The organism is Pseudoalteromonas sp. TAE56, assembly GCF_000497955.1.
In the GTDB taxonomy this organism is placed as follows: Bacteria; Pseudomonadota; Gammaproteobacteria; order Enterobacterales; family Alteromonadaceae; genus Pseudoalteromonas.
Genome location: NZ_AUTN01000058.1, coordinates 49,536 through 65,239, shown reverse-complemented (window position 1 = coordinate 65,239; position 15,704 = coordinate 49,536). Strand labels below are relative to the sequence as shown.

General features: G+C 37.9%; 15 protein-coding genes and 1 pseudogene. 11 read left to right on the top strand and 5 right to left on the bottom strand.

The window, feature by feature from the left end:
• Positions 1–2: 2 nt before the first annotated feature.
• Entirely contained in the window at positions 3–1,085 is a 1,083-nt protein-coding gene (locus tag L656_RS0102825) for an efflux RND transporter periplasmic adaptor subunit (protein ID WP_024598127.1), read from the bottom strand.
• A gap of 122 nt (positions 1,086–1,207) precedes the next feature.
• On the opposite strand from L656_RS0102825, the gene L656_RS0102820 reads away from it, so the two are divergent.
• Positions 1,208–2,110 (top strand): LysR family transcriptional regulator, encoded by a 903-nt coding sequence (locus L656_RS0102820; RefSeq protein ID WP_024598126.1) that lies wholly within the window; start codon positions 1,208–1,210, stop codon positions 2,108–2,110.
• Positions 2,100–2,405 carry an MGMT family protein gene (locus tag L656_RS0102815; protein ID WP_024598125.1) on the top strand — a complete coding sequence of 102 codons (306 nt, stop codon included), beginning with the start codon at positions 2,100–2,102 and terminating at the stop codon, positions 2,403–2,405. The genes L656_RS0102820 and L656_RS0102815 overlap by 11 nt, the downstream gene beginning before the upstream one ends.
• Positions 2,406–2,539: 134 nt before the next feature.
• Here the strand turns inward: L656_RS0102815 and L656_RS0102810 are convergent, their stop codons facing one another.
• From L656_RS0102810 to trhA, 3 genes are all read right to left on the bottom strand, one after another.
• Positions 2,540–3,478 (bottom strand): HEPN domain-containing protein, encoded by a 939-nt coding sequence (locus L656_RS0102810; RefSeq protein WP_024598124.1) that lies wholly within the window; start codon positions 3,476–3,478, stop codon positions 2,540–2,542.
• A gap of 98 nt (positions 3,479–3,576) precedes the next feature.
• Entirely contained in the window at positions 3,577–5,007 is a 1,431-nt protein-coding gene (locus L656_RS0102805) for a hypothetical protein (protein ID WP_024598123.1), read from the bottom strand.
• Between the two features lie 369 nt (positions 5,008–5,376).
• A complete protein-coding gene (trhA, locus tag L656_RS0102800; protein ID WP_024598122.1) occupies positions 5,377–6,006 on the bottom strand; it encodes a PAQR family membrane homeostasis protein TrhA in 630 nt (209 codons plus the stop codon).
• Between the two features lie 185 nt (positions 6,007–6,191).
• Between trhA and L656_RS0102795 the strand changes: the two genes are divergently transcribed.
• Both L656_RS0102795 and L656_RS01000000121840 read left to right on the top strand, forming a co-directional pair.
• The gene (locus L656_RS0102795) at positions 6,192–6,542 is read left to right on the top strand and encodes a hypothetical protein (RefSeq protein WP_024598121.1); all 351 of its coding nucleotides are present in this window, start codon (positions 6,192–6,194) and stop codon (positions 6,540–6,542) included.
• 388 nt (positions 6,543–6,930) lie between these two features.
• A pseudogene (locus tag L656_RS01000000121840) lies at positions 6,931–8,416 on the top strand (cellulase family glycosylhydrolase).
• 64 nt (positions 8,417–8,480) lie between these two features.
• On the opposite strand, the gene L656_RS0102785 reads toward L656_RS01000000121840, so the two are convergent.
• Positions 8,481–10,166, bottom strand: a complete 1,686-nt coding sequence (locus L656_RS0102785; protein ID WP_024598120.1) for an alkaline phosphatase D family protein — start codon at positions 10,164–10,166, stop codon at positions 8,481–8,483.
• A 299-nt stretch (positions 10,167–10,465) separates the two neighbouring features.
• On the opposite strand from L656_RS0102785, the gene L656_RS0102780 reads away from it, so the two are divergent.
• The 7 genes from L656_RS0102780 to L656_RS0102745 all read left to right on the top strand — a co-directional run bounded on the left by L656_RS0102780 (position 10,466) and on the right by L656_RS0102745 (position 15,703).
• Positions 10,466–10,738, top strand: a complete 273-nt coding sequence (locus tag L656_RS0102780; protein ID WP_024598119.1) for a hypothetical protein — start codon at positions 10,466–10,468, stop codon at positions 10,736–10,738.
• Positions 10,739–10,973: 235 nt separating this feature from the next.
• Positions 10,974–11,552, top strand: coding sequence for an LON peptidase substrate-binding domain-containing protein (locus L656_RS0102770; protein ID WP_024598118.1), 579 nt, complete (start codon positions 10,974–10,976; stop codon positions 11,550–11,552).
• 68 nt (positions 11,553–11,620) lie between these two features.
• Complete coding sequence (locus tag L656_RS0102765) at positions 11,621–12,244, top strand: sigma-70 family RNA polymerase sigma factor (protein ID WP_024598117.1); 624 nt, start codon at positions 11,621–11,623, stop codon at positions 12,242–12,244.
• The gene (locus L656_RS0102760) at positions 12,237–12,917 is read left to right on the top strand and encodes a ChrR family anti-sigma-E factor (protein ID WP_024598116.1); all 681 of its coding nucleotides are present in this window, start codon (positions 12,237–12,239) and stop codon (positions 12,915–12,917) included. Before L656_RS0102765 ends, L656_RS0102760 begins: the two co-directional genes overlap by 8 nt.
• Positions 12,918–12,925: 8 nt before the next feature.
• Positions 12,926–13,879: a YbgA family protein gene (locus L656_RS0102755; protein WP_024598115.1), complete on the top strand. Its 954-nt coding sequence runs from the start codon at positions 12,926–12,928 to the stop codon at positions 13,877–13,879.
• The gene (gene phrB, locus L656_RS0102750; RefSeq protein WP_024598114.1) at positions 13,879–15,273 is read left to right on the top strand and encodes a deoxyribodipyrimidine photo-lyase; all 1,395 of its coding nucleotides are present in this window, start codon (positions 13,879–13,881) and stop codon (positions 15,271–15,273) included. Before L656_RS0102755 ends, phrB begins: the two co-directional genes overlap by 1 nt.
• A gap of 1 nt (position 15,274) precedes the next feature.
• The gene (locus L656_RS0102745; RefSeq protein WP_024598113.1) at positions 15,275–15,703 is read left to right on the top strand and encodes a nuclear transport factor 2 family protein; all 429 of its coding nucleotides are present in this window, start codon (positions 15,275–15,277) and stop codon (positions 15,701–15,703) included.
• Position 15,704: the final 1 nt, after the last annotated feature.

Sequence of the window (15,704 nt, the reverse complement as noted above, 5' to 3'; positions counted from 1 at the left end):
AATTATAAGCCTCGCTCTTTATTCCATGCTCTTACTTTCATGCCTTCTTTTAGTGAATGCACACCGGCCGAAACTACAATTTGGCCTTCTTTAATACCACTTAACACTTCAATACCATCGCGGTGCAACTGGCCAACCTTTACAGCTTGTTTATGCACTTGGCTAGTTTTTGAATCAAAAAGCCATACGTAGGCGTTATCTTCAATTGATTCTTGCGGCTCAGAAAACACCGACTCGATAGGTAAGATTGTATAAGCAACTTGCGAGCGCGTTACTTTACTTAAATCAATAAGCACGCTACCCGTCATACCGGCTAGTAAATTAAAGTCCTCAGGTACTGGTAGCGAAAATACAACTTTATAAGTAAGTGTTGCAGGATCTGCTTGGGTATCCCACTCTTTAATATCAAGTATGTATTCTTTGTCGTCAAAGCCATCAAACTTTACAGTAGGGTGGTAATCGGTGCCTTTTTTAAAGCGAGCGACTATTTTTTCAGGAACCTGAATTTCTACGTCCATTAAATCGCGTGTTTCTAAGCGTAATATATTTTGCTTTGCTTGAATATTTTCAAAGTTTTTAACAAACACCTTAGCGACAGTGCCTGAAAATGGCGCGCGTAGCTCGCTGTACTCAAGGTTTGTTTGTGCAATTTTAAATGCAGACTCAGCAATTTGCATATTAGCAGTGGCTTCATCTAATTCTGATTGGCTGGTGATTTTTTTCTCAAACAATTGCTCAATTCGGCCAAGTTGTGATTTTGCCAATTCAAAGCGTGCTTTACGTTCGTCAAACTGTAACTGAAAATCTTCTGGGTCTAGTTTTGCTAATAAATCACCCTTTTCAACGTGTTCACCAGCAAGCACAGGAAACTTAATAAGTTCGCCGTTTACCCTGAAAGCTAGGTAAGAGCCTTGGTTTGCAACAACTTCAGCAGGAAAACTACGAATGTTAGTTTGAGAATCATGACCTATGTTGAATAATTTAACAGGGCGAATAGGCTCTTCTTTAACTTGTTGTTCTGGCTCAGAACAGGCTATTAAGCTAAGTAAGGTCGTTGTTAATAAACATAGACGAAAGAGTTTCATGTCTTCTCCGTTGCAATGATGGCAAAATAATTAAGTGCAGCATACGCTGCAAACATATAAAATAAAAATCATTAAATTTTAGAAACTCAATAAGTTTTACTTATAATGTTGTAGGGCGGTATATGAAGCTGAATCAATTAATAATTTTAGATGCCATAGTACAAAGCGCAAGCTTAAGCGGAGCAGCACTAAAGCTACATAAAACACAGCCAGCGCTTACACTCGCCATTAAAAACTTAGAAGCCAAAATAGGATTTGAGTTACTAGACAGAAGTAAATACCGATTACAGCTCACTGAAAAAGGGCGTATTTTTCACCGCGAAGCGAAGCAGCTCCTGCATGCCAACGACGAGCTGGCACAACTTGCTGAAGAATTGGCACTCGGTAATGAGCCTCAATTTAGAATTTGTTACGAACAACTGTGCCATATGCAGAGTTACAACGAGATCATAAGTAATACTTTTAGGTTGTTTACCAGCACAGAGTTTAGCTTAACAAGCGGGAAGCGTTTTATTTCGTTAGAGCAAGTAAACAGTGGGCAAGCCGAATTAGGCATTGGCCCGTGGTTTGACTTATTTCATGCAACAGGCGATTTAGAAAGTGTACCAATTGGTAAGCTTGCTATTGGCATTGTGAGCGCTAAAGGCGTACTCCCTCAAAAGCTCACCTATAGCGAACTGCAAACGTATCCATGTTTAGCCATGTTTGAAAGTGACTTGAGTATCGACAGCGACAGGCTATCGTACTCAAAAGGCTCCGCCATGATGAAAATTGATGATGTATCGACCCTAAAATCGTTTTTACTCTCAGGCGCGGGTTGGGCAATGATGAGCCTAGAGCACTGCGACCCTGAAATAAAAGCAGGCTTACTTCAAGAAATACACATAACTGACCGAGAGCATAAATTTAGCGCGCAAATTAGAGCCTTTAGGCAGCATGCAATGCACCACGGCCCTGTAGCGCGTACTATCTGGGAGCAATTTAAACAATTAAGTAAGGAATATTCTAACAACAATGGATATTGATAAAGAAACGCTTATTTATACTGTTATCGCAGGCATACCAGTAGGAAAAGTAGCAAGTTACGGGCAAGTTGCTGCTCTTGCAGGCTACCCTCAAAACTCACGGTTGGTGGGGCGCTTATTAAAAGTGATGCCAAACGACTCAGTTATACCTTGGCATAGGGTAGTGAATGGCCAAGGTAAAATATCATTCCCTGCAGGTAGCGAAAAATACCAAGAACAACGCGAAAAGTTATTATCAGAAGGTGTACTGTTTAAAAACGACAAAGTGAATATGCGCGAGTGCCGATGGGAGTGATGTGACTATTATTGGCAGGTAAGTGCCAACAGCGGACGTTGGTCACGTCCATTTAAGCAGACATAAGCAGTTGGATATGCTTCGCTACACTATTTTAGCCAAATATTTCTGTTCCCTATAAAGTTCTTGATAGGCTAATTTATACCGAATACTTTCTCAATCAGAAATTTATCGAGTATCGAATGATCTCTAGCTTCTAAAGCAGCAAAGAAATTGGTATCGGAAAGTGCTTTAATTAATAGCTCTCTTGCAACTTGATCACAATGATTACTAACGTCTTCGATAGACTGTAACTGATTGTTTGATAATACATCACCGTGGACAACTTTAGACCGAACGGCATAAGCTTTCTTAGTTAGTTTAAAGTGCTCATATCTATCTTCAGGTTTTTCTCGGAGTAAAAATGCGGCTCTTTCAGCTAATTGATGTGTTAGCTCTGCACTACTCGTACTCATTAAAGCTTCGAAATACGAACAGTAGTTGGCAATTTTAACTCCTATATCACTAGACGATCTCGCTTGCTGTAAAAAAGATGCAGCCACATTTAGTCTATTTATCTGCTTTTGAGAAATTGTGAATTTGGGTTCTTGAGCTGCATTCATACCTTTCAGTTTCGCATTGCACCAATCGGCACTACTTTGAAGTTCTTGAGTCGAATATATTACCAAGCTATTTGTCGTATTTTGCTGGGTGTTACAACAAGACAAAGAGTTACTATGAACATGGCTATCACTTTGGCTTATTGCAAATGCTAACTCAATATTTGCACTGTTATCCTTAATCATCCACATTGACAAAAAAAATGCTTGTATGTCTCTCATAAATTCAACTAGTTCAACATGAGATTCTTCAATACTGGTAACTTTACATTCTTTGTATACTACAGGGCCTCCTTTGAATAAAAGTTCACCCTCAAGGCTTCCAATTACGTAATAGGTTTCAGGTTTTATAAAACGTTTGAAATGAGTTGTATTATTTGAAATATAAGTGTCGTTTTGAATTTTGATAGGTGCAGAGAGCTTACTATCGAAATTTAAGTCTATAACCGCTGCTACAAGTGCGTATTTTTTCATTAATGATCCATTGAACAATTTTATTAGACTAACTCTTACATAAGAGGAGGAGCAGGAGTTTAATGTCTGAAACCCCCTTTAGCTTATTACAAAAAAGGTCACTGTGTCCGAAGGTCTGATTGCACGCCCTTGTTAGGTGATTCTACTTTTTTTACCTCAAAGAAAAACCACACGGACTCAGCCATTTCTTCTTCATCTTTATCTCTAGCAACAATGTTCCATTTGAAGTTTCCCGCATTTGTCATAGAAATAGAGCTAGAGGGCGATGACTCAACTTTTCTACCTTCACTTTCAAGTAGAAACCACTTTTTATTCTTTTCATTATACTTCTCAATAATAAGTATATATTTAGCAGCACCTTCAACATCTTCCCAGTCGAAATTTATTTCGGCGGTATTGTTGCTGATTTGCTCTCCATCGAGTGGTTGAAAAAGTTTTATAGGTTTATCTTTGAAAGGGCTAAATTCTTGATAAAGACTACTTCCACCCCATACCACTAATCCTACCACTAACGTGCTCAAAACCCCCATTGTCCACTTCTTAAGTTCGGACCACTCTTTATTATTAGTAGTAGGCTCTTTAGCAATATTTTCTTTTATATCATTCACATAATTGGTATAAAGCTCACTAAGTCTAAATTCATCAAGTAGAAGCGTCCAGGTTTTGTAGGCTGTAACACTTTTTGTGAATACAATTTTAGGATTTGTGACTAGCTTAGTAATTGAGGTTCTCTGATCTTCACTTAAAGATGAAAATTGATCATTTTCCAATATATGAGCCAGAGAAATGGCTAACTCAAATAAATAGTGAGAGCTTTCAAATTTCCTTTTAATGGGTTGTCTTTCATTAGCTTCTAAAGTATATCTAGCTAAAATACCTTGCCGATCTATTAGAATGCTATTTCTGTCTAGCTGATGATCATCATTTTTAGAAATAACGCTCTGTACGATTTCTGGCTTTGGACTCTTATGTCGAGTAAGCAGCTCTACTGCTGCTTCATTTTCAACTAAGTTATCGCTGCAATTACTTTCTAATGCAATATATGGATAAGCCTTAAGTTTACGCAGAACAGGGCTACTTTCTTTCCCACCTGAACAAATTATTGAGCAGATCACTCTAACTAAGGTTGATAGTTCTTTATGGGTTTCAATGCTTATTAGCTTATGTAAATCATCAATGCTTCCGCTAAAGTTTATTCCATCGGCCGATATAGAAATAATGACAAGATCAGAAGAGAATTGGTGTATTTTTATTTTTAGTGATGCTCTTACATCAGCAATTGTTCCTTCAAACGGAATTCTTTTACCAACAAACCCATACTCTGATTTATATGACTCTATGGCATTATAAAAGACATTTGTCGGCTCTAAGGTATTGGGGTAGAAATCCAAAGATGATATCCCACCAATTTTATTTATAAAGTTCTTTGCAGTTTTTACGTTAAAGTGCTTGATAGCAGTACAATAGTCCACACCTTTATCAGGAGCCCCAACTACTATTTTCCATGCTAAGTTTAGCTTTAACTTCATTCTGAACCTATAATAATTTGGGTTGGAGGGGGTGGATTCGAACCACCCTTCATACGAAGCGCCCACTGCGCCCCCCCTTGAAAGTTGATATCTTATAACACTGCTATATCTCAAGCGGCTAAAATTTTATAGTGCGCTTGTCGCGAATATTTTTACACTATATAGTTTTAACAAATAACCTAAGGTATTACTATCACTAAGTTTTCTAAAACTTTTAAGTAAAGTTAAATGGAACAATATGCGCTCAGTGCTCATTTTCGTGAATATATACGCAAAGAGCTGTTTAACCAATCAATTCACGACAGTCTTTGTCCAATCTCAATGTCCGGTTATCGCTCAAACCAGACCATTCTAATTGGCTTTACCTGCCTAATAAACATAATTACTAATTGAAATATAATGGCAAACACACCCAGCAATAACAAATAAGTGCCAGATAGCGTGGCTAAATTGGGTGCTTTTAGCGCTGTAGAATAATGTACCTAAACTATAAAAAATACCGCCGGCAAGTAGCCAGTAAAGTGCTTTTACATCAACATTTGAATAAAGCGGATATACAATAGCCAGTGCGAACCAACCCATGAGCAAGTAAGTGGCGAGTGATATTTTTTTATTACCGTTTTTTACAAATACTTTGTACGCCACGCCCGCCAGTGCCACCGCCCAAATAAATGTAAGTGTGGCCCATGACCAAGCACCGGATAATGAGATTAATAAAAAGGGAGTGTAGGTGCCGGCAATTAATAAGTATATGGCGCAGTGATCGCACTTTTTATAAAAGGCTCTTAAGCGCGGTTGAATACTGGCGTGGTACAAAGTGGATGACAAAAACAGCACAAATAGGCTGCTGCCGTAAATTGCAGTACTAATATATGCTTTAGTGCTGGTGGCTTGGCTAAATAAATCCCACATTACAAATACGGCAAATATAATACCGAGTGCATGGCTGATTACGTTTAATTTCTCTTCTTTACGGGAATAAGGCGCTTCTAACGACATAACTGTTCCTACCACTATTGGAATTAATTTCAGTGTACAACTGTACGCTGAAATTTTCAATCTTAGCTGTGAGTAATTCTAAATAACTTTATTTGATACGCTACTTTAGCTTTTACTTGATTTTAAAGAGAATTAATTCACTATGTTGGTGTCTAGTGTAATACATATTACGAGCTGAAATAACCATGAAACAAGATCTAAAAGCTGCTTTACTTACCGCCATTGTTTATCCTGGAGCGGGGCATTTTTCTCTAAAAAAACACCTAATAGGCGCTATTTTTGCGGGTGTATTTACTGTTTTTTTAATTTTAACCTTTCAAGATATATTTGCGATTGCACAGTGTACTGCAAATGAAATTGTACACGGTAAAATCCCCATGTCGGTTACGGCCATTTTAAAAGCCGCGCAACAACCTTCCGACGCCTGCGCTAAACTCGCTGAATATAAGTATGTACCTTTAATGATTATAATTTGGGTGCTGAGCATGATTGATGCATACCGTTTGGGCAGAAAAGTACTTCCCACAAAAAAATAAGCCAATTAATTAGAGCTAGGTTTGGTTGGCTTATTAATTGCCTCCCTAATATTTATTCCTGATATTTAGCTATTATTAATGGCGGTAATAATTATTATTGCCGCCTTTTCATTTTTATATATATTTCTTGTAACCGAGATTTTTTGCCTGCATCGTGTAAATGCCTGTATATACCCAGTAAAATCCTCAAACCTCGTTAAAACGCTCAATTGTTAATATTTAGTTAATTAAAGTCCTTCTCCTTGTACCTTTTTATTCATTTAATGTTAATAAGTAAATGATACTTTCTGCTCGCCAAATTAACTTTGTTTAACTATTAAGTATTGGTTTGGTGTCAATTTATTACGTCAAGCAATGACGACTGATAATTTCAATTTAAGGAAATACGATGAATAACAGTTCAAATAATCACAAAAGAAAGGATTTTAAAGTGGCGAGCTTATCGTTAGCTTTATTATTAGGATGCTCAACAATGGCCAATGCCGCTGTTGAGAAGTTAACGGTGAGTGGGAACCAAATTCTTGCGGGTGGAGAAAACTCAAGCTTTGCAGGACCTAGCCTATTTTGGAGTAATACGGGGTGGGGCGCTGAAAAATTTTATACAGCAGAAACAGTAGCAAAAGCAAAAACTGAATTTAATGCAACATTAATTCGTGCAGCTATTGGCCATGGTACCAGTACTGGTGGTAGTTTGAACTTTGATTGGGAGGGCAATATGAGCCGTCTTGATACTGTTGTGAACGCAGCTATTAGCGAAGATATGTACGTTATTATTGATTTTCATAGCCATGAAGCACATACCGATCAAGCAACTGCAGTTCGCTTTTTTGAAGACGTAGCTACCAAATATGGACAGTACGACAATGTTATTTATGAAATTTATAACGAGCCGTTACAAATCTCGTGGGTTAACGATATTAAGCCTTATGCAGAAACAGTTATTGATAAAATCAGAGCAATCGACCCTGATAACTTAATTGTGGTTGGAACGCCTACGTGGTCGCAAGATGTTGATGTGGCATCACAAAATCCGATAGATCGCGCCAATATTGCTTACACTCTGCATTTTTATGCTGGCACGCATGGTCAATCGTATCGAAATAAAGCACAAACAGCACTCGATAACGGTATTGCTTTGTTTGCCACAGAGTGGGGAACGGTTAATGCTGATGGTAATGGTGGTGTTAATATTAATGAAACCGATGCATGGATGGCATTTTTTAAAACAAACAATATTAGCCACGCTAACTGGGCTTTAAACGATAAAAACGAAGGTGCTTCGTTATTTACTCCAGGCGGTAGTTGGAATTCACTAACATCGTCAGGCTCTAAAGTTAAAGAGATCATTCAAGGTTGGGGTGGTGGTAGTAGCAATGTTGATTTAGATAGCGACGGGGATGGCGTAAGTGACAGCCTTGATTAGTGCGATAATACTCCCGCAGGTACAACGGTTGATAGTATTGGCTGCNGCGGTAACCGATAGCGATGCCGATGGTATAAGCGATAATGTTGATCAATGTCCTAATACACCTGCAGGTGAAACTGTTAATAATACAGGTTGTGTTGTTGAAGTAGTTGAGCCACAAAGCGATGCGGATAACGATGGAGTGAATGATGATATTGATCAGTGCCCAAATACACCCGCTGGTACAAGTGTTGATACAAATGGATGCAGTGTTGTAAGTTCAACAGATTGTAATGGTATTAATGCATACCCTAATTGGGTGAACAAAGATTACTCAGGTGGTCCGTTTACTCACAATAACACCGACGATAAAATGCAATATCAGGGTAATGCATACAGCGCAAATTGGTATACAAACAGTCTTCCAGGAAGTGATGCTTCGTGGACGTTTCTTTATAGTTGTAATTAAGCGCGTTTAATAAAATAAACGAGAAGGTAAATAATGTGTTTACCTTCTCTTTTTATACAAAATGTTAGCCCTTATAGACACTTTGGTGTTGAGCAGCAATGTTGTAGCTTGGGGAATTTATGTTATCTATATAGCGCCAATCGGTTGTGATTTGCTCTTTAGTAATAGTCAGTAACATATATCCACGGTGTGATAAGTCACAATAATTTAAGTCGTTTATTAGCAATGTAAGCGAGTCAGCCATTTGCTTTGCTTGTGCTGTATTAAGCGCTAAATAATGCTCCATACCCGGGGATGTAACACCAGGTGTTGCAAACTCTACTCCTACGCTTTCTCCTTTTGCATTTTTTAATGTGCCATGCCACGCATTGTGCGTATCACCTGCAACCACTACTAACTTTTTATTTAATGCGGTAACGCTTTTGTATAATGCTTCGCGCTCGCTTGGGTAACCATCCCACGCATCTAAATTATAAGGCATTAAAGTATTTACGCGTGCGAGTTGCGCGGGTGTTACCGCTTTATTAGCTAACACGGCTTTTTTAATGGCAACAAGCTCTTTTAACACCAGGGGTATTTTAGTGCGATCGGATTGCGAGAATATTTCAGTAGGTAGCCACATTTTAGTCATTAATACTTGCTGGCCTAATATTTGCCACTTTGCATTTGATTTAGTTATCGCACTGGTGAGCCAGTTTAGTTGTGTGTTACCTAGTAACTGCCTTTTTGGATTATTTAAATCACTGACAAAGCGCGCAACATCCATTTGTTTGGTCTCTAGATTTTTGTAGTCGCTGTAAGCGAGTTGTTTATCGCGTGCTATTACGCGAGTATCTAGCATGTGTAAGCTTATTAAATTACCAAAATCGAAGGTGCGGTATATTTGCGGGCTTTGTTCACCCATAGGCGGTCTAATTGGCAGCCATTCGTAATAGGCTTGAATAGCTGCTGCACGGCGCTTAAAAAAGTCACCTTCATCAGGGGTATGATTTTCAGCACCACTTTTATAGGTATCGTTGGTAACTTCGTGGTCATCCCATATTGCGATAAATGGCGCTGCAGCGTGAAGTGCTTGTAAGCCTTGGTCTGTTCTGTAAATAGCATAGCGCTTACGATAGTCGCTAAGGGTAATAATTTCACCACTGTTATCGGCTGNGCGGCCAATTTTTTCAGCATTTTCGGTAGCGTATCCGCCCATTGGGTATTCGTAAATGTAATCTCCCAAATGCAGTACCACATCTAAATCTTTTTGCTTAGCGGCATCTGTGTAGGCATTAAAGTACCCAGCAGGATAGTTTGAGCACGACACAACAGCCATTTTTACTTGTTCAATGTTATTTATTGGTAGTGTTTTAGCACGGCCAATTGGGCTTTGTGTATTTAAACCCATAAACCGATAAAAGTACTCTGTGTTTGGAGCAAGTTCTTGCACATCTATTTTTATCGTAAAGTCTCTGCTTTTATCTGTTTGTTCGCGCCCGCTGCGGATGATGTTTTTAAATTGAGAGTCTCTTGCCAGTTCCCAAGCAGCAGTAACTTCAAAATTTGATTGAGAAGTAGTTGCACGTGTCCAAATAATTAAAGCATGACTAAGCGGATCGCCACTCGCTACACCGTGTTTAAATTCAATAGCCGATAGAGGTTTGTTTATTAATGTTTGAGCACAACCTGTAATAGCACTCGATACTGCGACGGTAAATATACTTGCTGCTGAGGTTTTTAAAAAATTTCGACGTGATGAAAGAGTCATACTGCACTTTTTTAATTATTAATAGTGGTGCGCACTTTAACGATTAGATATGACGTTTTTATAAACGCTAAATGTATTTAGTGTGACGATATTAATACACTTAAACCTCTTTTATTTATTAACTAAAAAGTAGTCAAAAAATTAAATTTAATGGTTAAATTAACAAGAGATGAATTTTTTAAATTAAAGCTATTTGTATAAAGTTCTTTAATTACAGTTGTTTAAATTTTATTTTTATGTTGGCACAACCCTTGAGTATGTAATTACGTCTAAACAATACACAAACAAGGAATACCATTATGAAACATTCAATTAAAATCGCTATGGCAAGTTTATTAGTATTAGGTTCTGCGCAAGTACATGCAGTAGAGGTGGACCTAGATGTAACTGATATATTAACTCAAAGTGTAGCAAGCTATGTTCAGCAAACCACAATTGAACTTGAAAAATCATTAAAGGAAACGCTTTATTTTGATGCCAAAACTGTTTTAGAGAGTTTATTAGATGAGCCCGCTTTAACAGATAGCACAACGCTTAAAAATACTGACACTAGTATTAAAAACGTAAAATAAATCATTTAAAGGATTAAAACGATGAGCAGTGAACTTGGATTATTTGCATTAATGTTAGCACCCGTAGTCAGCATGATTAGCGCTTATTACTCGGTACAAGTGTTTAAAGCTATGGGAGGTTGGTTTAATCTTTAGCCAATTATATAGCTGGTAATTAATTCGATTCATACAAAGCTGATCGACTTAGCAAAAGCGCACGTAAATAAAGGCAGAGTGTTTGAAATAAGTAGACTTTATGAAACGTGCGATTTTTCCATTACCCATTTTTATGTTACCTGAAGGTTATACGCGATTACGCATATTTGAGCCTCGTTATTTAAATATGGTTAAAACCGCATTAAAAAATAATACAGGGTTTGTGCTTTGTACGTTTGAGCATGACACGCCTTTTAATATAAGCGCGCAAGGTTGCCTTGTTGATATTATTGATTTTGACCAAGACGATAACGATGTATTATTAATTGATGTATTTGCATCGCAAAATGTGCAAATTAATGACGTTTATCAAGACGAAGACGAATTACGTCATGGCTTAGTATCGCCTTGTAATACGCCGTATTGGTACAACGATTCTAACAATCAAATTGGTGAACATTACCTATTACACGACGCGCTTAAAAACGTGTTTGATGGTAATACGGAACTTAATTTGTTGTACAAGAAAACTCATTTTGACAAGCTTCCTTGGATTGCAGCACGTTGGCTTGAACTCCTACCTGTTTCTATTGAGAAAAAACAGCAACTTGCATTTGAAACGAATTTTGATAACTTACTGAATTTCCTCCATACTGTGATTAATAACGAATTTGCCTAAATTTTATGATCCTAAATTAATTATTGCCCGTATTACTTAATACAAAAGCAATAACGGGATAAATTATTATGGTAAGTCAACAACAGTCACCACGTTGTGAACCTAATACAGGTAAGTACACTGCCATGCCAGAAACGCCGAGTAAAGAGCTCATGCAAGCGCTTATAGATGTTGCGCAATCACGCGACAAAAAAGCGTTTTCTTATTTATTTGAATACTTTGCGCCAAAAATTAAACGCTTTGGAATAAAGCAGTTTGGTGTTGAAGCTCAAGCAATGGAGCTTGTGCAAGAAACGCTAACTTCTGTTTGGCGTAAAGCACATTTGTATCACAGTGATAAAGGTGCAGCGACTACGTGGGTTTATACCGTTATGCGTAACGCGTCGTTCGATATGCTTCGTAAAATGAAAAGTAATAAAGAAGAAAATATAAGCGAAGATATTTGGCCGTTACTAAACGACTCACAAGATACGCATCATGAGTACAGTGATCATTTAGAAGATAAGCAAATTAAGCGCTATTTAGACAAATTACCAATTGCTCAACGCGAAGTGGTAAGAGGCGTTTATTTCCAAGACATGTCGCAAGAGCAACTTGCACATCAACTTAATATTCCAGTAGGCACGGTAAAATCACGGTTACGTTTGGCCTTGCAAAAATTACGTAATGAAATGGGAGATCAGCATGATTAAACATCACCCGAGTGAAACTTTACTGACACAGTATTGCGATGCATCACTTGCTACATCATTGAGTTTAGCCGTTTCTATTCACGTAGATATGTGCCCTGTGTGCCAAGCTAAAGTAGCTAAAATTGAAGCAAGTAATGCAAATGCATTATTTAGTGAAGAGCCTGCTAAATTTGAGAAACCTCAAACTGAGAAATCTGATTTACTTGAAGAGTTTGAACTAAATGTACTTGATATGATCATGTCTGATGATTCTATTGATGAAGTTTACGAAGTAGAGCCTGTATCTATTAAAGTGAATGAGCATAACTATCAACTTCCACGTGCTCTAACACGTATTACTCATAGCAAATTCACACAAGTTGGTAAGTTAGCGCGTTCTCGTGTTGCATTAGATGATGGTGCGCTGCGTTCTAGCTTGCTACATATTGATGCTGGCGGCGAAATTCCTGAGCATACACATACCGGATTTGAAGTTACTTTACTACTAGACGGTGAGTTTAGTGATGAAGATGGTAATTACGTACCAGGCGACTTTATTTGGCAAGATGGTAGTCATCAACATACACCTTTAACAAAAGATGGATGTTTATGCTTTACAGTTGTCAGTAGTGCGCTACATTTTAATAAGGGCTTCAGCAAGTTACTAAATCCAATAGGTAATTTGATTTACTAAGAGAATATATGCATACAGATATAATAAAAATAGGTATAAGCGCCTGCTTAGCAGGCGAAAAAGTTAGATTTGACACAGGACATAAAAAGTCAAATTTTTGTATGGATGAGCTAGGTAAACACGTTGAATACACACGGTTTTGTCCGGAAGTAGCGGTAGGTTTACCAATACCCCGTCCAACTATTCGCCAGGTTAAAGTGGGCGATACTATTAAAGTATGCCGCCCAGATGGCACCGGTGAAGTAGGCCAGCAACTTACCGAATATGGTAAAAAAGTTGCAACTGAACAAGCTAAAGAACTAAGCGGATTTGTATTTTGTGCAAAAAGCCCAAGTTGCGGCATGGAGCGCATTAAAATCTACAATGAAGCAGGAACAGGTAACACCTCAGAAGGTGTTGGTTTTTTTGCTGAGCAAATAATGAAGCACAACCCATTATTGCCATGTGAAGAAAACGGACGTTTAAATGACATGCACTTACGTGAAAACTTTGTAATGAGAATTTACGTATTTAAAAACTGGCAAAAATTAGTACAAGAGCCGCTTACGGTTCATAAGCTTACTCAATTTCATTCTCAGTATAAGTACTTGCTAATGGCTCATAATTATCAAGCTTATCGCGATTTGGGTAACCTGTTAGGAACATATGTAGGTGACGATATAAGCGCAGTTGCTGATGAATATATTTTAGGTTTGATGATGGGTCTTAAAAAGCCAGCTTCTCGAAGAAATAACTGCAACACGCTAATGCATTTACAAGGTTACTTTAAAACATTTTTATCGAAGGTTGAAAAACAAGAACTTCGTGATGCAATAGATGAATACCGCGAAGGATTGGTGCCATTGTATGTACCACTTACTTTGCTAAAACATCATTTGAAGGTTCACCCAAATGAGTACCTTGAAAAACAAGTGTTTTTTAACCCTTATCCTCACGATTTAAAACTACGATTTGGTATTTAATGGATACATTATTTTGGTTTAGGCGCGATTTGCGCCTTTTTTCTAACGAAGCGTTAATTCAAGCGCTAAATAATGGCGCTAAACACGCCATTTTTTTTGTGTCTGAAAAGCAGTGGCAACAACACCAAGCTGCGCCTATCCAGATTGACTTACTCAAGCGCCGAGTTACTTATCTTCAATCTCAGCTTGCTGATTATGGCATTACCTTACATGTTATTGAAGCGCCTAGCTTTGGCGATTGTACGCGTGAGCTTATTGATTTTTGTAAATCAAACGATGTAAAACATGTAATTGCTAATACAGAATATGAGCTTAATGAAGTAAACCGCGATAAAGCAATTTTGCACGAATGCGATGAGCTTTCTATTACTTTTACTTTGTACGAAGGTGATTTGATTGCACCTGTTGGAACGGTTAAAAATCAAAGTAATGAAATGTATAAAGTGTTTACTCCATTTAAGCGAGCATGGCTAAAGCAGTATCAAGATACACACTTTAGTTTGCCTCAATGGCCTCTAACTTCTGATCCAATAAAATTTGATGAAAGCGACTTACTAAAAAGTGATGGATGCTCAGATAAGTGGCCGGTTGACGACGATACACTGTCTACCGTGGTCGATAACTTTATATGTGACAAGCTTACAAGCTACGACGATCAGCGTGATATACCCAGCGTAAAAGGCACATCAGGTTTAAGCCCGTATTTAGCATTGGGTATTGTAAGCACTAAACAGCTGCTTATTAATATTCAGCAGCGTTATCCTGATATTTTAACTACGTCAAAAAGTAAAACGTTTACGTGGATTAACGAGCTTGTTTGGCGCGAATTTTACAGGCATTTAATTGCTGAATTTCCGAAGCTTTCGCGCGGTGATAACTTTAACGAAAAGTATAACGCCGTAGTGTGGCGTAAAAGCGAAAATGAATTTACAGCATGGTGTGAAGGGCGAACAGGTTACCCGTTAGTGGATGCTGCAATGCTACAACTAAAGCAAACCGGTTGGATGCACAATCGTTTACGTATGGTTGTTGCGAGCTTTTTAACTAAGCATTTATTAATAGACTGGCGCGAAGGTGAGCGCTTTTTTATGCAGCACCTAATTGATGGCGATTTAGCCTCAAATAATGGTGGTTGGCAGTGGGCTGCAAGTACCGGGTGTGATGCTCAGCCTTACTTTAGAGTTTTTAACCCTATCAGACAAAGTGAGCGCTTTGATCCAACTGGCAAGTTTATCCGTAAGTATTTGCCAGAGCTTGAAAACGTGCCAGATAAACACATTCATTTTCCACACACTTATTTAGCCGCAATAGGTAAAGATAAGGAATGTTACTGGCCAGCAATAGTTGATCATAAAGCGGCACGCGAACGTGCACTTGCTGCATTTAAGGTGTGATATGGATAACCAGTTACCAGTAGATAAATTTGTTGAAATATACCAACAGCTTGATAGCACCAACCTTGATTTATTGAGTGATATTTACTGTGACAACATACAGTTTATAGATCCGATGCATGAAATTAATGGCATTGTAGAATTGCGCAGGTACTTTGCTAACTTATATAGCAATGTTAAGCATTGCCAGTTTGATATTAGTGATTCGTTTAATAGCACAAACAATGCTTTTATTTATTGGACTATGCACTACGCACATCCAAAACTTTCATCAGGTAAAACTATCTCGGTAGAAGGTCATAGTAAGCTTATTTTTGAAAATGGCAAAATTATCAAGCACAGAGATTACTTTAATGTAGGCGAGTTGTTATATAAGCATATTCCTTTACTTGGTAGTGTTATAAAGCTAATTGATAAAAGGGCAGGTTAAT